This window comes from Serratia sp. JSRIV006 (genome assembly GCF_019968685.1).
Taxonomy (GTDB): Bacteria; Pseudomonadota; Gammaproteobacteria; order Enterobacterales; family Enterobacteriaceae; genus Chania; species Chania fonticola_B.
Genome location: NZ_CP074137.1, coordinates 370,078 through 391,427, shown reverse-complemented (window position 1 = coordinate 391,427; position 21,350 = coordinate 370,078). Strand labels below are relative to the sequence as shown.

Annotated in this window: 13 protein-coding genes, 2 tRNA genes and 3 rRNA genes; 7 read left to right on the top strand and 11 right to left on the bottom strand. The window is 52.7% G+C overall.

Annotated features, from left to right (window positions below):
* Positions 1 to 84: 84 nt before the first annotated feature.
* Positions 85 to 687 (bottom strand): NAD(P)H-dependent oxidoreductase, encoded by a 603-nt coding sequence (locus KGP16_RS01735; RefSeq protein WP_218519966.1) that lies wholly within the window; start codon positions 685 to 687, stop codon positions 85 to 87.
* A 109-nt stretch (positions 688 to 796) separates the two neighbouring features.
* On the opposite strand from KGP16_RS01735, the gene KGP16_RS01730 reads away from it, so the two are divergent.
* On the top strand, positions 797 to 1,420 hold the full coding sequence (locus tag KGP16_RS01730) for a TetR/AcrR family transcriptional regulator (RefSeq protein WP_223500684.1): 624 nt from the start codon (positions 797 to 799) through the stop codon (positions 1,418 to 1,420).
* A 36-nt stretch (positions 1,421 to 1,456) separates the two neighbouring features.
* Positions 1,457 to 1,990 (top strand): metal-dependent hydrolase, encoded by a 534-nt coding sequence (locus tag KGP16_RS01725; protein WP_059199491.1) that lies wholly within the window; start codon positions 1,457 to 1,459, stop codon positions 1,988 to 1,990.
* A gap of 69 nt (positions 1,991 to 2,059) precedes the next feature.
* Here the strand turns inward: KGP16_RS01725 and KGP16_RS01720 are convergent, their stop codons facing one another.
* Together KGP16_RS01720 and gltP are read right to left on the bottom strand one after the other, a co-directional pair.
* Positions 2,060 to 3,322 (bottom strand): hypothetical protein, encoded by a 1,263-nt coding sequence (locus tag KGP16_RS01720; protein WP_218519967.1) that lies wholly within the window; start codon positions 3,320 to 3,322, stop codon positions 2,060 to 2,062.
* Positions 3,323 to 3,438: 116 nt separating this feature from the next.
* The gene (gltP, locus tag KGP16_RS01715) at positions 3,439 to 4,755 is read right to left on the bottom strand and encodes a glutamate/aspartate:proton symporter GltP (protein WP_021808073.1); all 1,317 of its coding nucleotides are present in this window, start codon (positions 4,753 to 4,755) and stop codon (positions 3,439 to 3,441) included.
* Between the two features lie 885 nt (positions 4,756 to 5,640).
* On the opposite strand from gltP, the gene acs reads away from it, so the two are divergent.
* The 3 genes from acs (at position 5,641) to actP (ending at position 9,751) form a co-directional block, all read left to right on the top strand.
* Entirely contained in the window at positions 5,641 to 7,599 is a 1,959-nt protein-coding gene (gene acs / locus KGP16_RS01710; protein ID WP_094982063.1) for an acetate--CoA ligase, read from the top strand.
* A 191-nt stretch (positions 7,600 to 7,790) separates the two neighbouring features.
* On the top strand, positions 7,791 to 8,102 hold the full coding sequence (locus tag KGP16_RS01705) for a DUF485 domain-containing protein (RefSeq protein ID WP_021182245.1): 312 nt from the start codon (positions 7,791 to 7,793) through the stop codon (positions 8,100 to 8,102).
* Entirely contained in the window at positions 8,099 to 9,751 is a 1,653-nt protein-coding gene (gene actP / locus KGP16_RS01700) for a cation/acetate symporter ActP (RefSeq protein ID WP_021808071.1), read from the top strand. Before KGP16_RS01705 ends, actP begins: the two co-directional genes overlap by 4 nt.
* A 191-nt stretch (positions 9,752 to 9,942) precedes the next feature.
* On the opposite strand, the gene KGP16_RS01695 is transcribed toward actP, so the two are convergent.
* The 6 genes from KGP16_RS01695 to KGP16_RS01670 form a co-directional block, all read right to left on the bottom strand.
* A protein-coding gene (locus tag KGP16_RS01695) for an IS3 family transposase (RefSeq protein ID WP_223500153.1) occupies positions 9,943 to 11,090 on the bottom strand; the annotation gives its coding sequence in 2 pieces (ribosomal slippage) (positions 9,943 to 10,853 and positions 10,853 to 11,090; 1,149 coding nt in all).
* Between the two features lie 294 nt (positions 11,091 to 11,384).
* Positions 11,385 to 11,500 (bottom strand): 5S ribosomal RNA (rrf, locus tag KGP16_RS01690).
* A gap of 104 nt (positions 11,501 to 11,604) precedes the next feature.
* Positions 11,605 to 14,512 (bottom strand): 23S ribosomal RNA (locus KGP16_RS01685).
* Positions 14,513 to 14,731: 219 nt separating this feature from the next.
* Positions 14,732 to 14,807: transfer RNA gene (locus tag KGP16_RS01680), tRNA-Ala, on the bottom strand.
* A gap of 108 nt (positions 14,808 to 14,915) precedes the next feature.
* A tRNA-Ile gene (locus KGP16_RS01675) sits at positions 14,916 to 14,992 on the bottom strand.
* Between the two features lie 75 nt (positions 14,993 to 15,067).
* Positions 15,068 to 16,608: ribosomal RNA gene (locus tag KGP16_RS01670) — 16S ribosomal RNA — on the bottom strand.
* Together the 16S, 23S and 5S rRNA genes with 2 tRNA genes alongside form the textbook arrangement of a ribosomal RNA operon.
* Before the next feature lie 661 nt (positions 16,609 to 17,269).
* On the opposite strand from KGP16_RS01670, the gene purH reads away from it, so the two are divergent.
* Positions 17,270 to 18,859, top strand: a complete 1,590-nt coding sequence (gene purH / locus KGP16_RS01665; protein ID WP_179249379.1) for a bifunctional phosphoribosylaminoimidazolecarboxamide formyltransferase/IMP cyclohydrolase — start codon at positions 17,270 to 17,272, stop codon at positions 18,857 to 18,859.
* Positions 18,860 to 18,908: 49 nt separating this feature from the next.
* Positions 18,909 to 20,192 carry a phosphoribosylamine--glycine ligase gene (purD, locus tag KGP16_RS01660; protein WP_037376699.1) on the top strand — a complete coding sequence of 428 codons (1,284 nt, stop codon included), beginning with the start codon at positions 18,909 to 18,911 and terminating at the stop codon, positions 20,190 to 20,192.
* A 50-nt stretch (positions 20,193 to 20,242) separates the two neighbouring features.
* On the opposite strand, the gene KGP16_RS01655 is transcribed toward purD, so the two are convergent.
* Together KGP16_RS01655 and hupA are read right to left on the bottom strand one after the other, a co-directional pair.
* Positions 20,243 to 20,881 (bottom strand): DUF1481 domain-containing protein, encoded by a 639-nt coding sequence (locus KGP16_RS01655; protein WP_021808055.1) that lies wholly within the window; start codon positions 20,879 to 20,881, stop codon positions 20,243 to 20,245.
* A gap of 67 nt (positions 20,882 to 20,948) precedes the next feature.
* Positions 20,949 to 21,224, bottom strand: a complete 276-nt coding sequence (gene hupA, locus KGP16_RS01650; RefSeq protein WP_021182173.1) for a nucleoid-associated protein HU-alpha — start codon at positions 21,222 to 21,224, stop codon at positions 20,949 to 20,951.
* Between the last annotated feature and the right edge of the window lie 126 nt (positions 21,225 to 21,350).

Genomic DNA, 21,350 nt, shown 5'->3' with positions numbered 1-21,350 from the left:
GAAAGTAACGGGATAATACGACCTAAGGTGAGGGGCGCTCGCAACTGATTTTTTGAAGCTTTATTGCGCTCCCTCCTCAGCGGACTACTCGGCGTAAGCGGGTTGAAAAACAGTGCGCCCGATCTGACACGCTGCATCGAGGTAAGCCTTTGGCTCCCCCAGTTCTGGCAGCAGTAGCATTTCAGATGTCTTAACCGAAGCGCCACAATAATCAAAAATACCGTGCGTTATCTGTGCGTTAAAGGCATCGGTAAAGCCGTGACGGTCATAAACGCCCTTGCTTGCCGCCCCAAGAGCAACCAAATGCACCGGTAAATGCCCCAATTTCTTGACCACCGCCCCATCTGCCGTCTCTTCATAAGCCCAGCCATTGGAAAATACGCGGTCTACCCAGCCCTTCAGTAAGGCAGGCATACTCCACCAGTAGATTGGGAACACCAGAACCAGGGCATCCGCGCTATCGATACGCTTCTGCTCGGCCAGAATATCCGCGGGAACGGTGGCCATTTTTAAAAATGCGGCGATATCAGCAGCACCGTACACCGGATCGAAACCTTCCTGAGTGAGATCGGCAATTTCAAACGTATTGGCAGGATCGGCGGCCGCTATCCCTTCGGCAATGGCGGCTGCAACGCCATGGGTTAATGACATATCGAGAGGATGGGAAACAACGATGAGTGCGTGCATTGGGGGTGGCTCCTATTGTCAGGGCGAGGTATAAAACGTACTCTATATACCAACAGTAAGTTACCACCGGTAAGTTACCTTTAGTATATAACGCTGTCAACGGGTAAACATGGCTATGGTCTCCAAACCACATTCGCGAGTTCGGCTATCGAGAGAAGAGCGTTATCAGCAGTTGCTGGCAACCGCATGGGAAATCATTCATGAAGAAGGCACCGAAGCGCTGACGCTCGGCCATCTGGCAGAACGCTCGGGCGTCACCAAGCCGGTCGTGTATGACCATTTCACCAACCGTTCGGGCCTGTTTGCCGCGCTATATCAAGAATTTGATTATCGTCAAACCGCGCGGATGGATGAAGCCATCCAAAATACCCAACCGGAGCTGGAGGCCTTAGCCTCGGTGATTGCCACTTCCTACATTGAGTGCGTGCTGCTGCAAGGCCGTGAAATGCCTAGCGTCATGGCTGCACTAGCCGGTACGCCCGAGCTTGAGAAAATCAGGAATGATTACGCCGTGGTGTTCATCGAGAAATGCCGCCAACTCTTTGCCCCCTTCTGCTGCGATAACCAGCTTCAGGACGCCGCACTATGGGGTATGCTCGGCTCTGCGGAAGGGTTGTCCTACGCCACCAGCTGTGGCGCGATTACGGCAGCCCAGGCAAAGGAAGAGTTATTCAGCATCATTATTTCGATGGTGCAGCGAAGTGGCGATCGGCCCGATATGGCTATGCCATAATAAGCACAGTGTTGCCCCTCATCATGGAAGAGAGTTATGCCGACGATCGTTACCCACGCCGCAGTGCCGTTATGTCTTGGTTTAGGGTTGGGCCAGAAAATCATACCGCCCCGCTTGCTGCTCGCGGGCGTGATACTGTCTATGCTGCCGGATGCCGACGTATTAGCGTTTAAATTCGGCGTGGCTTACGGCAATCAGTTTGGCCATCGCGGTTTCACGCATTCACTGCTGTTTGCGTTCCTGATGCCTAGCTTGGCACTGCTGTTCTACCGCTGGTTCAAGACTAACCCCGTCAAGACCTGGTTATTCCTGTTTATCTCGCTGTTATCCCACAGTTTGCTGGATTCGGTGACCACCGGGGGCAAAGGCGTCGGCTGGCTGTGGCCATGGAGTGATGAGCGTTTCTTTGCGCCTTGGCAGGTGATCCGCGTAGCGCCGTTTAGCCTCGAGAAATACCTGACTCCTGCTGGGCATGCGGTGATCATGTCGGAATTACTGTGGGTTTGGTTGCCAGGTGCCATCTTGATGACCGGCATGATAGCGCTGCGTAAGTTCATGCAGCGCCAGTGAGAGATTGATTAGATAGGCGGGCGCAGCATGCAGCGCCCCGCTGTGAGCCGGTTAAGGTTTGTAAGCGGCTTAACCGACAAAATCAATTCTGGTCAGCATCAACGTCCCTTGCTGTAGAGTAAACTCCACACGCATTCCCCCTTCACAAACCTCTGACAGCCCAGGGATCATCAGGTTTGAGCCAGTGCCGATAAATACAGCGAGCGTTCCACCCTCAAAATCCCCCGATCCGACCGAATCGCAGGTGCCTTCAACCAACACTTTCTTAGTCCCATCATTGTAATAGAACTGCCCGTCCTCCTCGGCTGGGAAGTATTTTCTGGCTTGCTCCAAAGGGGTTAATGAGTTCACCCGGAAATCAGTCACCTGCTTTTTAGCGAGATTGACACCCAGCAGCGGTATTTCCTTCAAGCCATCCCTGATTTGCTGCGCATAGTGGTCAAACAGTGCAGGGGTAATGCTCTGTTGATGTTCATCAGGCGTTCCTGCCAGAAAGGTATCAGCGACGTTCTCAAGCGGGAAGACAATATGCGCCTTTAAATAGGCCATATCCGCCGTCTTGACCGCCTGTTGGAATAGCTGGAACTGAGTGAGCATCTCAACCTTGATGCCATCATCGATCTCCTGAACGAGTGGCTGATTCACCGCTTCCAGCAACTTTTGTTCGGTGATCGCCGCGGCAGGCCCACTGAAGTTACACTTCTCCACGGTCTTGCTTTCAACCATCAGCGACTGCCACTCTGCCTTGCCATCTTTGGCCATAATGGCATCGTAGTAATTCATCCCTTGCCGATCCTGGCTCTCTTCCCCTTCCAGCCGCCCGCAGAAATAGGCCATCTTGCCGGTTGTGCACAGGTGAGAAACCACAAATCTGGGTTGGGTAATAGCCCCTTGATAACTGCGCCGGACCGCATCAAGCAACGGCTTACGCTCGGCATCATAAAGACCGACGTTTTGGCACCCGCTCGCAGCGGGTTCATCTTGAAGAGTACTATGGCATTGGGCCTGCGCTGGTGAGTCGACATAAGAGTCAAAATTGCTCACCGTCGTCCAGAAGCCTTCCGCTGACTGCTGCAATTCTCGATCGTAGACCACCGTCTTGCCGTTAATTTTGGCGCTACCGCTGCCATCATTGGTTTTGGCAGTGGCACAGAAATACGCCTGCGAGCCGGAAACGCTCAGTTGTTTAACCACAAACTGGATATCGGTGGGATAGCCGATATTGGCACGCATCTGATCCAGAATGACACGCCGTAGCGGATCGTTGGCATCCAGCGTCTGCCCTTGAACATAGGGGGATAACAACACCAGCAACAGCGCATATCTTTTCATTGGGTAAATCTCATCCTGAGCAGACCTTACAGAGAGCGCTAGTATTGGAACAATTTGGCCATCATTCAATAAAAAACCCGCCAACGGCGGGTTTTGAGAGAAAAAGAGGGAGTTACTTAAGCCTGATTGGCAGGGGTCACTTTACTGGCCAGGAACTCCTGTTCGTAGGCCAGCGACTTTTTACGGTCGAACTGATGTTCCCATTTGGCAATCACCAACACCGCCAGCGCATTGCCCACCACGTTCAGAGCCGTACGCGCCATATCGAGGATACGGTCAACGCCGGCGATAAACGCCAAACCTTCCAGCGGAATACCTACGCTGCCCAAGGTCGCCAACAGCACCACAAAGGAGACACCCGGCACACCGGCAATCCCTTTTGACGTCACCATCAGCGTCAGCACCAGAATGATCTCTTGCCCCAGCGACAGCTCAATACCGTACAGCTGTGCAATAAAGATGGCGGCAATACTCTGGTACAACGTAGAACCGTCCAGATTGAAAGAGTAGCCGGTAGGTACCACAAAGCTGGTGATGGATTTTGGCGCGCCGTAGGCCTCCATCTTTTCGATAATACGCGGCAACACGGTTTCCGAACTGGCCGTTGAGTAAGCCAGGATCAGCTCTTCTTTCAAGATGCGGATCAGCGTCCAGATACGCAGGTTACACAGCCGTGCAACGGCCCCCAGAACCACCAAACCAAAAAAGGCAATAGCGAAATAAACCAGCACTACCAGTTTGGCCAACGGCAAGAGCGAAGCGAAACCGAAGTTGGCAACCGTGACCGAGATCAGACCAAACACCCCAATAGGGGCGTAACGCATGATCATGTGTGTCACCTTGAACATGCTCTCGGCCACCGCTTTGAACACCTTCAGCAACGGCTCTTTGGTCTCTTTCGGCAAGGAAGACAAGCCCAGGCCAAATAGCACCGAGAAGAAGATGATCGGCAGCATGTCGCCTTTGACCATCGACGAGAACACGTTAGAAGGAATTAACGAAAGGATGGTGGCCACCAGGCTATGTGAGCCGCTTTGCACCTGTTCCGTCGTTTTTTCATACTGTGAGATATCGACCGCGGTCAGCGCCGACATGTCGATGCCGTGCCCGGGTTGAAAAACATTAGCCAATGTCACACCCACGATGATGGCGATGGTGGTGATCACTTCAAAATAGATAATGGTTTTCAATCCAATACGGCCCAGCTTTTTGGTATCACCAATACCGGCAATACCGACGATGAGCGTGGAAATAACAATAGGCACCACGATCATCTTGATCAAACGAATAAAGATATCACCGGCGGGGCTCAATATATTACTGACCATCCAGTCACGCGATTCCGTTTGATTATGCAGCACTGCGCCCAAGATAATACCCAATACCAACGCGATCAGGATTTGCCAGGCCAGGCTGATTTTTACATTTTTCATACCCAAAAAGTCCTCAAAGACTCCGTACCAACGTGTTAAACACACCTAGGCTCCGGAAGGAATACTTAATCATTTATTACAGGCTTATGTTTGTGAACCTCTACGCCAACTGCCCTTGGTGTAACGCAGTATAAATCTGTACCATCTGAAGGCGGGCTTCTGCAAGCCTTGTTTCATCTCGATTTTGTCCGTTTCACCAGCAAAAAACCAACAAACAAAAAACGAATCGCAACATAATTACTTGTTCTAAAAAACATAATTTTAGCTTGAGCAGAACAACAGCCCATTGGATAGGACGATTTTTAATCCAAATAAAAGTGCGTGATTTGTCATTGCATTTGCATATTTAGTCTGAAATTATGTTTATATATTGTTAACAAAAGGTTTTGTAAAAGAAAATAAAGTCCTCACATGCCCCCTTTAACAGACTAAGATAACTCTCAATATGATTCACAGAACTAATAAATGATTGCAAAATCATTCACCAAACATCTTATTTGTATTTTCAAGAAAACAGACATAATAAAGACAGATAAAATAAGCCTCCGATAGGTTGCTGCTAACAATGGCGCTAAGTATTTATAGCTGCCATTAATAAGATCAGATCTGCTGTAAAATATAACCTTGGCCTTATTGTTTCCGGCACCATCAAGCCGATATCTCGCGCTATATTTTTAGTTATCTAAAAACTTTTTTAACAGAAATACGCCCATTCCCGTCTTTTCACCGTCAACCAAACAGTTACACAACACAATTACGACAGTAACTATTACAAATCAACATCTTCGTTGCGTGATCTGCCGCCCAAAAAAGAAACAAACCCTCATGGCAAACTATACTTAACCATCAGTTGACATATCATTAACAATTCTAAGGAGAAAAACCATGAGCCAACTGCACAAACACGCCATTCCTTCTGCAATTGCAGATCGTGCCCTGATCAATCCGGAGCAATACCAGCAGTATTATCAACAATCTGTACAAGACCCAGCGGCATTCTGGGGCGAGCACGGCAAGATCCTCGATTGGATCAAGCCCTATACCTCAGTGAAGAACACCTCCTTCGATCCCGGCCACATCAGCATCCGCTGGTTTGAAGACGGTACCCTTAACCTGTCAGCGAACTGTCTGGACCGCCACTTGGCCGAACGCGGCGACCAAACCGCCATCATCTGGGAAGGTGACGATCCTACCCAATCAGCCAAAGTGACTTACAAACAGCTGCATCACGATGTCTGCCAGTTCGCCAACGTGCTGAAAAAGCTCGGGGTGAAAAAAGGCGATGTGGTGGCCATCTATATGCCAATGGTGCCTGAAGCCGCCGTCGCCATGCTGGCCTGTGCGCGCATTGGCGCCGTGCACTCGGTGATCTTTGGGGGCTTTTCCCCAGAGGCCGTAGCGGGTCGTATTATCGACTCCAACGCCAAACTGGTGATCACTGCTGATGAAGGGCTGCGTGCTGGCCGCGCGGTACCGCTGAAAAAGAACGTCGATGATGCGCTGAAGAACCCAGGGGTGAAAAGCGTCAACAACGTGGTGGTTTTCCAACGCACCGGCAAGCCGGGGTACTGGCAAGAAGGGCGCGATCTCTGGTGGCATGAGCTGACCGAAGGCGTATCTGCCGACTGCCCACCGGAAGAGATGAACGCGGAAGATCCGCTGTTTATCCTCTATACCTCAGGCTCAACCGGCAAACCGAAAGGCGTGGTGCATACCACTGGGGGCTATCTGGTTTACGCCGCACTGACCTTCAAATACGTCTTTGATTACCATGATGGCGACGTCTATTGGTGCACCGCCGACGTGGGCTGGGTTACCGGCCATAGCTACCTGTTATATGGCCCATTGGCCTGCGGTGCCATTACGCTGATGTTTGAAGGCGTGCCGAACTACCCAGGCGTAAACCGTCTGTCGCAGGTAGTGGATAAGCATCAGGTCAATATCCTGTATACCGCACCAACGGCAATCCGCGCCCTAATGGCCGAAGGCGATAAAGCAATCGAAGGCACCAAACGCGATTCGCTGCGCATTATGGGTTCCGTGGGTGAGCCGATCAACCCAGAGGCCTGGGAGTGGTATTACAACAAGATTGGTAACGCCAAATGCCCGATCGTTGATACCTGGTGGCAGACCGAAACCGGTGGCTTCATGATCACTCCACTACCGGGTGCTACCGAGCTGAAGGCTGGCTCTGCCACTCGCCCATTCTTTGGCGTGCAACCGGCATTGGTCGACAATATGGGCACCCCGCAGGAAGGCGCCTGTGAAGGCAACCTGGTGATCACCGATTCTTGGCCGGGTCAGGCGCGGACCCTGTACGGTGACCATGACCGCTTCGAGCAAACCTACTTCTCTACCTTTAAAGGTATGTACTTCAGCGGTGACGGCGCACGCCGTGACGAAGATGGTTATTACTGGATCACCGGCCGTGTCGATGACGTGCTGAACGTTTCCGGCCACCGTCTGGGCACCGCCGAAATTGAATCCGCATTGGTATCTCACCCCAAAATTGCCGAGGCCGCGGTGGTGGGTATTCCGCATAACATCAAGGGCCAGGCGATTTATGCCTATATCACCCTGAATCATGGGGAAGAGCCAACGCCGGAACTGTATGCCGAAGTACGTAACTGGGTACGTAAGGAAATCGGGCCAATAGCCACGCCTGACATTCTCCATTGGACCGACTCTTTACCAAAAACGCGGTCTGGCAAAATTATGCGGCGTATTCTGCGCAAAATTGCCGCCGGTGATACCAGCAACCTGGGGGATACCTCAACGCTGGCGGATCCGGCTGTAGTCGAAAAACTGTTGGAAGAGAAACAATCAATGAAAGTTCCATCCTAATCCGCGCTGCCTCCGGCCGTTCATCTGCCATACGCAGCTGAACGGCCTGTATACCTGAAAGCTTTCAACTGCAGTAAAGCCGATCCCAGACATTTGGCTGGGATGGGTCAAGGTGGCCCGCAGAGCGCCAATTTGCCAGCTGGAAGGGTATCGCGTGGCGTACTTGTTCAATACCTATTGGAGAAACTCGGATGAATGAAGATATTTATCAAAGGATTGAAGAAAACCCGCGCTTTCAGGAGCTGGTGCAAAAGCGCAGCCGTTTCGCCTGGCTCCTGTCACTGATCACACTCGCGCTGTACGTCGGCTTTATCTTGCTGATCGCCTTCGATCCTCAGTGGTTGGGGACTCCACTCGGTCCCGGATTAACCATTACCCGTGGGATCCCGGTTGGCGTGGGATTGATCGTGATTTCTTTCGTGTTAACCGGGATCTATGTTTATCGTGCCAACGGTGAATTCGATCGCCTGAATGCTGAAATCCTGCGCGAGGTGAAGCAATGAAGCGCCTACTTTCAGCTACCGCACTGTTGGCCCTGCCAGGCCTAAGCCATGCCGATGCCATTGGTGGTGCAGTACAGCGCCAACCGCTGAACATCCAGGCCATCATCATGTTCCTGCTGTTCGTCGGTGCCACTCTTTACATCACCTACTGGGCTTCCAAACGTACCCGCTCTCGTCAGGATTACTATACCGCTGGCGGGCGCATCACCGGGTTGCAAAACGGCCTGGCTATCGCCGGCGACTTTATGTCTGCGGCATCGTTCCTCGGTATCTCCGCGCTGGTTTATACCTCCGGCTATGATGGGCTGATTTATTCCATCGGCTTCCTGATTGGCTGGCCAATCATTTTGTTCCTGATTGCCGAGCGGCTGCGCAACCTTGGCCGATATACCTTCGCCGACGTGGCCTCTTACCGCCTGCAACAGAAGCCGATCCGCTCACTATCGGCCTGTGGTTCCCTGGTGGTGGTGGCGCTGTACCTGATCGCCCAGATGGTGGGCGCGGGCAAATTGATCCAGCTGTTATTCGGCCTCAATTACCACGTCGCCGTTATCTTGGTCGGCATATTGATGGTGCTGTATGTCCTGTTCGGTGGCATGCTGGCGACCACCTGGGTGCAAATCATCAAGGCCGTGCTGCTGTTGGCCGGTGCCAGCTTTATGGCGCTGATGGTGATGAAATCCGTCAACTTTGACTTCAATACCCTGTTTGCCGAAGCCGTGAAGGTGCATCCGAAAGGGCTTGCCATCATGAGCCCGGGTGGACTGGTCTCCGACCCTATTTCCGCCCTCTCCCTGGGTCTGGCATTGATGTTCGGTACCGCCGGTTTGCCACATATCCTGATGCGTTTCTTCACCGTTAGCGATGCCAAAGAAGCGCGTAAGAGCGTGTTCTATGCCACCGGATTTATCGGTTATTTCTATATCCTGACCTTTATTATCGGTTTCGGTGCGATCCTGCTGGTCAGTGCCAATCCGGCCTTCAAGGATGCCAGCGGCGCATTGCTGGGCGGTAACAACATGGCAGCGGTGCATTTGGCTAACGCGGTGGGAGGGAACTTCTTCCTTGGCTTTATCTCTGCGGTAGCATTTGCCACGATCCTGGCGGTGGTTGCCGGGCTAACCTTGGCAGGGGCTTCTGCGGTTTCTCACGATCTCTATGCCTGCGTCATCAAAAATGGCAAAGCAACCGAGCGTGATGAGCTGAAAGTTTCCAAAATCACCGTGGTGTTGCTCGGGGTGGTGGCTATTGCGCTGGGGATCCTGTTTGAGAAGCAGAACATTGCCTTTATGGTGGGGCTGGCATTCTCCATTGCAGCCAGCTGTAACTTCCCAATCATCATTCTTTCCATGTACTGGTCACGCCTGACCACGCGGGGAGCAATGATCGGCGGATGGCTTGGTCTGTTAACCGCAGTGATCCTGATGATCCTGGGCCCAACTATCTGGGTACAGATCCTCGGCCATGCCAAACCGATTTATCCTTACGAATATCCTGCGCTGTTCTCTATGCTCGTCGCGTTTATCGGCACCTGGTTCTTCTCTGTGACCGACAATTCGTTGGTTGGGCAGCAAGAGCGCGTGAAATTCCGCGCCCAGTTTGTACGTTCACAAACCGGGCTGGGGATTTCGCAGGGAAGTGCACACTAAGGCGTTCATTTGGGCTGAGGTTGACTCGGCCCTGCTTTAAAGAGTTAGCCTGCTGGGTCTTCTGGCAGGTTAATTTGTCAGAGCGAGTCATACCCTTACCCTCACCCTAACCCTCTCCCACAGGGAGAGGGAACCGATCGAGCTCGCGGATCTCTCTGTGTAATACTTCATCTTGAATCGCCACGGATAATCTAGACACTTCTGAGCCGTTGATAATATTGATTTTCATATTCCGTCGGTGACATCTGATCACTCGAACCATGCCGACGCTTACTGTTATAAAACATTTCGATGTAATCAAAAATATCACTGCGGGCTTCTTCCCGCGTTCCGTAGATCTTTTTCTTTATCCGTTCACGCTTCAGTAGCTGGAAAAAACTTTCTGCAACTGCGTTATCGTGACAGTTACCACGACGGCTCATACTGCCCTCCAGTCCATGTGATTTCAGGAATGACTGCCATTCATGGCTTGTATACTGACTACCTTGATCAGAATGAACCAGCACCTGTTTTTGAGGATTACGCCGCCACACGGCCATCAGAAGCGCATTCAGGACAATATCTTTTGTCATCCGGGGTTGCATTGACCAGCCGATAACTTTGCGCGAAAACAGGTCAACAACCACGGCCAGATACAGCCAGCCCTCGTGGGTTCGGATGTAAGTTATGTCCGTTACCCAACGTTCATCCGGTGCTTCCGAGTTGAACTGCCGCTGGAGCCTGTTGGGTGTCACGATACTGGCCTCCCCTTTACGAGCTCTTGGGCTTCGGTATCCGACCTGAGCCTTTATCCCGGCACGCTTCATCAGCCGCCAGACCCGGTTAATCCCGCACTGTTGCCCGCTATCTCGCAGGTCGAGATGGATCTTACGATAGCCATAAACGCAACCGGACTCCAACCAGAACTGTTTGATTTGTCCTGTCAGCCTCATATCTGTCTGATGCCGTGGTGAATGTGGCTGCTGAAGCCAGGTGTAAAACCCACTTGGATGAACATCCAGCACCCGACAGAGCAGACGAACAGGCCAACAACAGGTGTTATCACGGATAAAGGCGTACCTCAGTCGGACAGCTTTGCGAAGTACGCCGCGGCTTTTTTTAATATGTCCCGTTCGTCAGTAACTCGTTTCAGCTCTTTTTGGAGTCGGCGGATCTCGGCCTGAGCATCTGACTGTTCTTTGTTGGTGGAAGAGTCAGGCCCGTACTTCTTTATCCAGGCGTAAAGGCTGTGGGTGGTGATGTCGAGACGTGTTGCAACGCTGGAAACAGAATGGCCACGATCAACAACCTGTTTGACCGCTTCAATTTTAAACTCTTCAGGATAACGCTTACTGCTCATGTGCACCTCTCTTTAGGCCATTTTAAATGACTCTGAGGTGTCTGTTAAACCCGTGGCGATTCACCTTTCTACTTACTTCCAACGTCCTGAAGCAGTACGGGCAAACCCAACCTCTCCCCACTTTCCGAAGCAGTACGGGCTCATCCACAACGCCGGACAGCTCCCTCTCCCCGCGCACGGTGTTCAGGATGTTCTCGTCTGGTACTCTGGGAGAGGGTGGGGGTGAGGGGTATTTCTGTTTTCTGCGCATAGCAAAAAGGCCATCCTTGCGGATGGCCTCTTGGCTTAATTGATGCCTGGCAGTGTCCTACTCTCGCATGGGGAGACCCCACACTACCATCGGCGCTACGGCGTTTCACTTCTGAGTTCGGCATGGGGTCAGGTGGGACCACCGCGCTATTGCCGCCAGGCAAATTCGTTTCATTTCAACCGCTTCACTCTCGTGTCGCCATCGAAACCAATCTCGGAACGTCGCTGAAAATTGTCGTCTACTCTAAAACACCTTCGGTGTTGTAAGGTTAAGCCTCACGGATCATTAGTACTGGTTAGCTCAATGCATCGCTGCACTTACACACCCAGCCTATCAACGTCTTAGTCTTAAACGTTCCTTCAGGGACCTTAAAGGCCCAGGGAAGACTCATCTCGAGGCAAGTTTCGCGCTTAGATGCTTTCAGCGCTTATCTTTTCCGCACTTAGCTACCGGGCAGTGCCATTGGCATGACAACCCGAACACCAGTGGTGCGTTCACTCCGGTCCTCTCGTACTAGGAGCAACCCCTCTCAATCTTCCAACGCCCACGGCAGATAGGGACCGAACTGTCTCACGACGTTCTAAACCCAGCTCGCGTACCACTTTAAATGGCGAACAGCCATACCCTTGGGACCTACTTCAGCCCCAGGATGTGATGAGCCGACATCGAGGTGCCAAACACCGCCGTCGATATGAACTCTTGGGCGGTATCAGCCTGTTATCCCCGGAGTACCTTTTATCCGTTGAGCGATGGCCCTTCCATTCAGAACCACCGGATCACTAAGACCTACTTTCGTACCTGCTCGAGCCGTCACTCTCGCAGTCAAGCTAGCTTATGCCTTTGCACTAACCTCACGATGTCCGACCGTGATTAGCTAACCTTCGTGCTCCTCCGTTACTCTTTGGGAGGAGACCGCCCCAGTCAAACTACCCACCAGACACTGTCCTCACCCCGGATTACGGGGCCGAGTTAGAACATCAAACATTAAAGGGTGGTATTTCAAGGTTGGCTCCATGCAGACTGGCGTCCACACTTCAAAGCCTCCCACCTATCCTACACATCAAGGCTCAATGTTCAGTGTCAAGCTATAGTAAAGGTTCACGGGGTCTTTCCGTCTTGCCGCGGGTACACTGCATCTTCACAGCGAGTTCAATTTCACTGAGTCTCGGGTGGAGACAGCCTGGCCATCATTACGCCATTCGTGCAGGTCGGAACTTACCCGACAAGGAATTTCGCTACCTTAGGACCGTTATAGTTACGGCCGCCGTTTACTGGGGCTTCGATCAAGAGCTTCGCCTTGCGGCTGACCCCATCAATTAACCTTCCAGCACCGGGCAGGCGTCACACCGTATACGTCCACTTTCGTGTTTGCACAGTGCTGTGTTTTTATTAAACAGTTGCAGCCAGCTGGTATCTGCGACTGGCTTCAGCTCCGAGAGCAAGTCTCTTCACCTACGCGCCAGCGTGCCTTCTCCCGAAGTTACGGCACCATTTTGCCTAGTTCCTTCACCCGAGTTCTCTCAAGCGCCTTGGTATTCTCTACCTGACCACCTGTGTCGGTTTGGGGTACGATTTGATGTTACCTGATGCTTAGAGGCTTTTCCTGGAAGCAGGGCATCAACTACTTCTGCACCGTAGTGCATCGTCATCACGCCTCAGGGTTGGTAGCGTTCCGGATTTACCAGGAACACCCCCCTACACGCTTAAACCGGGACAACCGTCGCCCGGCTAGCCTAGCCTTCTCCGTCCCCCCTTCGCAGTAACACCGAGTACAGGAATATTAACCTGTTTCCCATCGACTACGCCTTTCGGCCTCGCCTTAGGGGTCGACTCACCCTGCCCCGATTAACGTTGGACAGGAACCCTTGGTCTTCCGGCGAGCGGGTTTTTCACCCGCTTTATCGTTACTTATGTCAGCATTCGCACTTCTGATACCTCCAGCAAACCTCACAGTTCACCTTCAACGGCTTACAGAACGCTCCCCTACCCAACAACGCCTGAGCGTCGCTGCCGCAGCTTCGGTGCATGGTTTAGCCCCGTTACATCTTCCGCGCAGGCCGACTCGACCAGTGAGCTATTACGCTTTCTTTAAATGATGGCTGCTTCTAAGCCAACATCCTGGCTGTCTATGCCTTCCCACATCGTTTCCCACTTAACCATGACTTTGGGACCTTAGCTGGCGGTCTGGGTTGTTTCCCTCTTCACGACGGACGTTAGCACCCGCCGTGTGTCTCCCGTGATAACATTCTTCGGTATTCGGAGTTTGCATCGGTTTGGTAAGCCGGGATGGCCCCCTAGCCGAAACAGTGCTCTACCCCCGAAGATGAGTTCACGAGGCGCTACCTAAATAGCTTTCGGGGAGAACCAGCTATCTCCCGGTTTGATTGGCCTTTCACCCCCAGCCACAAGTCATCCGCTAATTTTTCAACATTAGTCGGTTCGGTCCTCCAGTTAGTGTTACCCAACCTTCAACCTGCCCATGGCTAGATCACCGGGTTTCGGGTCTATACCTTGCAACTATTCGCCCAGTTAAGACTCGGTTTCCCTACGGCTCCCCTATACGGTTAACCTTGCTACAAAATATAAGTCGCTGACCCATTATACAAAAGGTACGCAGTCACACCACGAAGGTGCTCCCACTGCTTGTACGTACACGGTTTCAGGTTCTATTTCACTCCCCTCGCCGGGGTTCTTTTCGCCTTTCCCTCACGGTACTGGTTCACTATCGGTCAGTCAGGAGTATTTAGCCTTGGAGGATGGTCCCCCCATATTCAGACAGGATGTCACGTGTCCCGCCCTACTCATCGAACTCACAGTTAATGCATTTTAGTGTACGGGGCTATCACCCTTTGCTGCGCGACTTTCCAGACGCTTCCACTAACACAAGAACTGATTCAGGTTCTGGGCTGTTCCCCGTTCGCTCGCCGCTACTAGGGGAATCTCGGTTGATTTCTTTTCCTCGGGGTACTTAGATGTTTCAGTTCCCCCGGTTCGCCTCGTATGGCTATGTATTCACCATACGATAGTGTGTCGAAACACACTGGGTTTCCCCATTCGGGTATTGCCGGTTATAACGGTTCATATCACCTTACCGACACTTTTCGCAGATTAGCACGCCCTTCATCGCCTCTGACTGCCTAGGCATCCACCGTGTACGCTTAGTCACTTAACCTCACAACCCGAAGGTGTTTCTGTAAACAGAGACACTGTCGTGCTGTTTATTTGAGAGACTCTATGACAGGTTAATCCTTACCCCAGTACATCTACGGAGGGATAAGTTTCAGCTGTCATGTTTCAATTTTCAGCTTGTTCCAGATTGTTAAAGAGCAAAATACTTCGCAGCATACTGTTGCCAGTACACTCTGAAGTATTATCAAGGACCATATGGATATGGTGGAGCTAAGCGGGATCGAACCGCTGACCTCCTGCGTGCAAGGCAGGCGCTCTCCCAGCTGAGCTATAGCCCCATACAGTCACTTGCAGAAACCTTTATTTACCACTCGCTCAGGCAAGGCATGCTCACTGGACGTTTACGGTGTAAACGTATCGCGTGCAACGCAGCACAAGTGCGAATTTGGTAGGCCTGAGTGGACTTGAACCACCGACCTCACCCTTATCAGGGGTGCGCTCTAACCACCTGAGCTACAAGCCTATAAAGGTATTTCTGCTCGTTACTTTTTCATCAGACAATCTGTGTGGACACTGCACTCAACTGCATATCTTTAGGTAAGGAGGTGATCCAACCGCAGGTTCCCCTACGGTTACCTTGTTACGACTTCACCCCAGTCATGAATCACAAAGTGGTAAGCGCCCTCCCGAAGGTTAAGCTACCTACTTCTTTTGCAACCCACTCCCATGGTGTGACGGGCGGTGTGTACAAGGCCCGGGAACGTATTCACCGTAGCATTCTGATCTACGATTACTAGCGATTCCGACTTCACGGAGTCGAGTTGCAGACTCCGATCCGGACTACGACATACTTTATGAGGTCCGCTTGCTCTCGCGAGTTCGCTTCTCTTTGTATATGCCATTGTAGCACGTGTGTAGCCCTACTCGTAAGGGCCATGATGACTTGACGTCATCCCCACCTTCCTCCGGTTTATCACCGGCAGTCTCCTTTGAGTTCCCGCCATGACGCGCTGGCAACAAAGGATAAGGGTTGCGCTCGTTGCGGGACTTAACCCAACATTTCACAACACGAGCTGACGACAGCCATGCAGCACCTGTCTCACAGTTCCCGAAGGCACCAATCCATCTCTGGAAAGTTCTGTGGATGTCAAGAGTAGGTAAGGTTCTTCGCGTTGCATCGAATTAAACCACATGCTCCACCGCTTGTGCGGGCCCCCGTCAATTCATTTGAGTTTTAACCTTGCGGCCGTACTCCCCAGGCGGTCGACTTAACGCGTTAGCTCCGGAAGCCACGCCTCAAGGGCACAACCTCCAAGTCGACATCGTTTACAGCGTGGACTACCAGGGTATCTAATCCTGTTTGCTCCCCACGCTTTCGCACCTGAGCGTCAGTCTTTGTCCAGGGGGCCGCCTTCGCCACCGGTATTCCTCCAGATCTCTACGCATTTCACCGCTACACCTGGAATTCTACCCCCCTCTACAAGACTCTAGCTTGCCAGTTTCAAATGCAGTTCCCAAGTTAAGCTCGGGGATTTCACATCTGACTTAACAAACCGCCTGCGTGCGCTTTACGCCCAGTAATTCCGATTAACGCTTGCACCCTCCGTATTACCGCGGCTGCTGGCACGGAGTTAGCCGGTGCTTCTTCTGCGAGTAACGTCAATGAACAGTGCTATTAACACTGAACCCTTCCTCCTCGCTGAAAGTGCTTTACAACCCGAAGGCCTTCTTCACACACGCGGCATGGCTGCATCAGGCTTGCGCCCATTGTGCAATATTCCCCACTGCTGCCTCCCGTAGGAGTCTGGACCGTGTCTCAGTTCCAGTGTGGCTGGTCATCCTCTCAGACCAGCTAGGGATCGTCGCCTAGGTGAGCCATTACCTCACCTACTAGCTAATCCCATCTGGGCACATCCGATGGTGTGAGGCCCGAAGGTCCCCCACTTTGGTCCGAAGACGTTATGCGGTATTAGCTACCGTTTCCAGTAGTTATCCCCCTCCATCGGGCAGTTTCCCAGACATTACTCACCCGTCCGCCGCTCGTCACCCAGGAGCAAGCTCCTTGTGCTACCGCTCGACTTGCATGTGTTAGGCCTGCCGCCAGCGTTCAATCTGAGCCATGATCAAACTCTTCAATTAAAAGCTTGATTTGCTGACACTGTTCATTAAAGAACGGTGCAGCGATGCTCGAAAATTAACTTTCGTAATCATTCATTCGCATGAATGACTGCTTGGTCACTCTTCAAGACTTGATATTTTTTTGCTACCGAAGTAGCTGGATATCGTCTTGTGAGTGCCCACACAGATTGTCTGATAAATTGTTAAAGAGCAGTGAGTTACGCGCTTTCGCTTGCTAACTCGAGGTGGCGTATATTACGCTTTCCTCTTTCAGAGTCAACCTTAATTTCAGGTTTTTTCTCTGCGACCCCCGGAGACTCTGTGAAGTTGTTCACATGTTCCGTGTCGATGGAGGCGCATTATAGGGAGTTCCACGCAGGCCGCAACAGGTATTTTCAACAAAAAACACCGTTTGCTGCATTCCACAGCAAAACCCGTCCTTATACCCGGTTATGCACTAACTTATCCACAGAACGCATTTGGTCGGAAAATTTACGAGCGCCACGCAAACGTTTTCGCTACAATTCCCCGCGACGAAACAATCCCCGTTTTTATCGGGGCGCTACCTGAATCTGTTCCTGTCCTTCTTTATATAGGAAGAAATCCCCTCTATATAAGAAGCAACAAGGTGGAGATCCACGTAACGCTCTTTTATTGCGACTCAAAGCCAAGGGATAAAACCATGCAACAACCTCGTCCAATCCGCCGGGCCCTGCTCAGCGTGTCCGACAAAGCCGGAATCGTTGAATTCGCCGAAGCCCTCTCCCAGAGAGGCGTCGAATTACTCTCCACCGGAGGCACTGCCCGCCTGCTGGCCGATGCCGGTCTGCCTGTTACCGAAGTTTCCGACTACACCGGCTTCCCGGAGATGATGGACGGACGAGTCAAAACCCTGCACCCGAAAGTGCACGGTGGCATTCTGGGCCGTCGCGGCCAGGATGATGCCATCATGGACCAACATGCGATCCAACCGATCGATATGGTTGTGGTAAACCTGTATCCCTTCGCGCAAACCGTCGCTCGCCCAGATTGCTCGCTGGAAGACGCCGTAGAGAATATCGATATCGGTGGCCCAACCATGGTGCGCTCGGCCGCCAAGAACCATAAAGACGTGGCCATCGTGGTCAAGAGCAGTGACTACGCCGCAGTGATCACCGAGATGGATAACAACAACGGTTCACTGTTGTACCCAACCCGTTTCGACCTGGCGATCAAAGCGTTTGAGCATACCGCCGCCTATGACAGCATGATCGCCAACTACTTTGGTACCCTGGTGCCAGCCTATCACGGTGAAACCGAACAACCTTCCGGCCGCTTCCCACGTACGTTGAACCTGAACTACATCAAGAAGCAGGATATGCGCTACGGTGAAAACAGCCACCAGCAGGCCGCCTTCTATATAGAAGAGAATGTGCAAGAGGCCTCCGTGGCCACCGCCGACCAGTTACAGGGTAAAGCGCTTTCCTACAACAACATCGCCGATACCGATGCGGCGCTGGAATGTGTGAAAGAGTTTGCCGAGCCGGCCTGCGTGATCGTCAAGCATGCCAACCCTTGTGGCGTCGCAATCGGTGAAAACCTGTTTGCCGCCTATGAGCGCGCCTACCAAACCGATCCAACCTCAGCCTTTGGCGGCATTATTGCCTTCAACCGTGAACTGGATGCCAAAACGGCACAGGCGATCATCAGCCGTCAGTTTGTTGAAGTCATCATTGCGCCAAGCATCAGTGCAGATGCCCGCACTCTGCTGGCGGCGAAACAGAACGTACGCGTGCTGGCGTGTGGCCAATGGCAACATCGCGTCGCAGGGCTGGACTTTAAACGCGTCAACGGGGGTCTGTTAGTACAGGATCGCGATCTGGGTATGGTGACCGAAGCCGATTTGCGCGTGGTATCCGAACGCCAGCCAACCGCTCAGGAGCTGCGTGATGCGCTGTTCTGCTGGAAAGTGGCCAAGTTCGTCAAATCCAACGCCATCGTCTATGCGCGCGACAACATGACCATCGGCATAGGCGCCGGGCAGATGAGCCGCGTTTACTCCGCCAAGATCGCCGGGATCAAAGCCGCTGACGAAGGGCTGGAAGTCAAAGGCTCCGCCATGGCGTCTGACGCCTTCTTCCCGTTCCGTGACGGCATTGATGCGGCTGCAGCGGTTGGTATTACCTGCGTGATCCAGCCGGGTGGGTCGATTCGTGATGATGAGGTGATTGCAGCAGCCAACGAACACGGCATCGCGATGATCTTCACCGACATGCGCCACTTCCGCCATTAATCCTTTTTGCTGCGTGCGCTCAATGCGCACGCCGTTTATGGAGCACCTGATGAATATTTTAATTATTGGCAACGGCGGGCGTGAACATGCGCTGGCCTGGAAAGCGGCCCAATCGCCATTGGCAGACAAGGTTTACGTGGCCCCGGGTAATGCGGGTACCGCATTGGAAAGCAATCTGACCAACGTCGATATCGCCCCAACAGATATCCCGGCGCTGGTTGCCTTTGCCAAGGATAACGCCATCGATCTGACCATCGTTGGCCCGGAAGCGCCGCTGGTGATCGGCGTGGTAGATGCCTTCAAGGCCGCCGGGTTGAAAATCTTTGGCCCGTCACAGGCCGCAGCACAGCTTGAAGGCTCCAAAGCCTTTACCAAGGATTTCCTGGCTCGCCACGCTATCCCAAGCGCTGCCTACCAGAACTTTACCGAAGTGGAACCTGCCTTGGCCTACGTACGCAGCCAAGGCGCGCCGATTGTTATCAAGGCAGACGGCCTGGCGGCAGGCAAAGGCGTGATCGTCGCGATGACGTTACAGGAAGCCGAGGACGCCATTCAAGATATGCTGGCAGGTAATGCGTTTGGCGACGCCGGGCATCGCATCGTGATCGAGGAGTTCCTGACAGGCGAAGAAGCCAGCTTTATCGTCATGGTCGATGGCGAGAACGTGGTGCCAATGGCCACCAGCCAGGATCATAAACGTGTCGGTGACGGCGATACTGGCCCGAATACCGGCGGCATGGGTGCCTACTCGCCAGCGCCAGTGGTGACGGATGAAATCCACCAGCGCGTAATGGACCAGGTGATCTGGCCAACCGTGCGCGGCATGGCGGCTGAAGGCAACACCTATGTCGGCTTCCTGTACGCTGGCCTGATGATTGCTGAGGATGGTCAACCCAAGGTGATCGAATTCAACTGCCGCTTTGGCGACCCGGAAACTCAGCCGATCATGCTGCGCCTGCGCTCCGACCTGGTTGAACTCTGCCTGGCTGGGGCCGAAGGCAAGCTGGATGAGATGACTTCCGAGTGGGATGAACGCCCTGCTCTCGGCGTGGTGTTGGCGGCTGGCGGCTATCCTGCGGATTATCGCCAAGGGGATGTGATCCACGGCTTGCCTCAGCAAGAAGATGCCAATGGCAAAGTGTTCCATGCCGGAACGCGTATGCAAGGGAATGACGTCGTGACCAACGGCGGGCGGGTGCTATGCGTTACGGCTTTGGGCACAACGGTGGCTCAGGCTCAGCAGTTAGCCTATCAGCTAGCGGAAAGTATTCAGTGGCAAGATAGTTTCTGCCGCAAGGATATCGGCTACCGCGCTATCGCACGCGAGCAATAACAACTCTTTGAGATACCAGCAGGCTCTGTTCGCAGGGCCTTTTTTATGCGCTAAAGGGTATCTTTGGTGGGTTCCCAACTGCAGAAGTCATTATTTGCCACCAATAACAGCTCACGACCTTCCGGCCCATCCAACCAGGCTACGTTCACTGGCTGACTGCTGTTGGCCGCACGCCGCATGATCCACTCTTCAGCCTGTTGGTCCAAACCCGGCTTCACGACTTCGCCGTTGCACAGCTTCACCGCGCCTTGCTGCCAGTGCCCTTGTAACAGCCGTACTCGACCGGCATTTAGCGCATCGCTCAATTCCAGTATCCGCCGTGCCTGATATTGATAGAGCACAACTTCATCGTTGGAGAGTTTCTGGCGCTGAGTGGCCAGTTGGCGCTGCATAAAGCTGACGGTACCGTTGGCGGTGAAACGCAGTTGAATAGAGTCGCGATCGCCATCCGCATCGTTGCGTTTGATTTGATACAACACGCCGCGTTGATATTCATACAACGTTGTGACGGTACCCGGCCCGCGATAAGGGCTGTAGACACTCAACAGCACCACTGGCCGCTGCTGGCCGTCATCTATCCGCCACACCCGCATTACCCCTTGATCGGCCACAAAGCCGCTGGCGGTAAAGGTTGGCGGGGCTGAACGGAAACTACAAGCACTCAAGGCAGCAACAACCGTAACCGCCATGAGTGCCCGTTGAATAAACAAAAGGGGCGCCAACGCCCCCCTGTTTAAACCTTTCTGGAACACGCGATTAAGACTTGACCGCGTCTTTCAGTGCTTTACCAGAAACGAACGCAGGCACGTTAGCTGCTGCGATTTTGATTTCTTTACCAGTCTGTGGGTTGCGGCCAGTGCGCTCGCTACGATGGTTTACCTTGAAAGTACCGAAACCAACCAATTGTACTGCATCACCTTCTTTCAGGGACTCAGTAATGGCAGCCAGGGTAGATTCCAGAGCCAGCTTAGCTTGAGCCTTGGAAAGGTCAGCCTTCTCTGCGATTACGTCAATCAGTTGAGTCTTGTTCATAAGTTATCCTTACAGTGTGTTTATCGTTTGCAAAGCATCGAGTGCGACGGATATGCCGATGGACAGCACTCTCCTGCATACACGCACCGATAGCCACTTTTTTTTCGCCCCCCAAATGTAGACCAG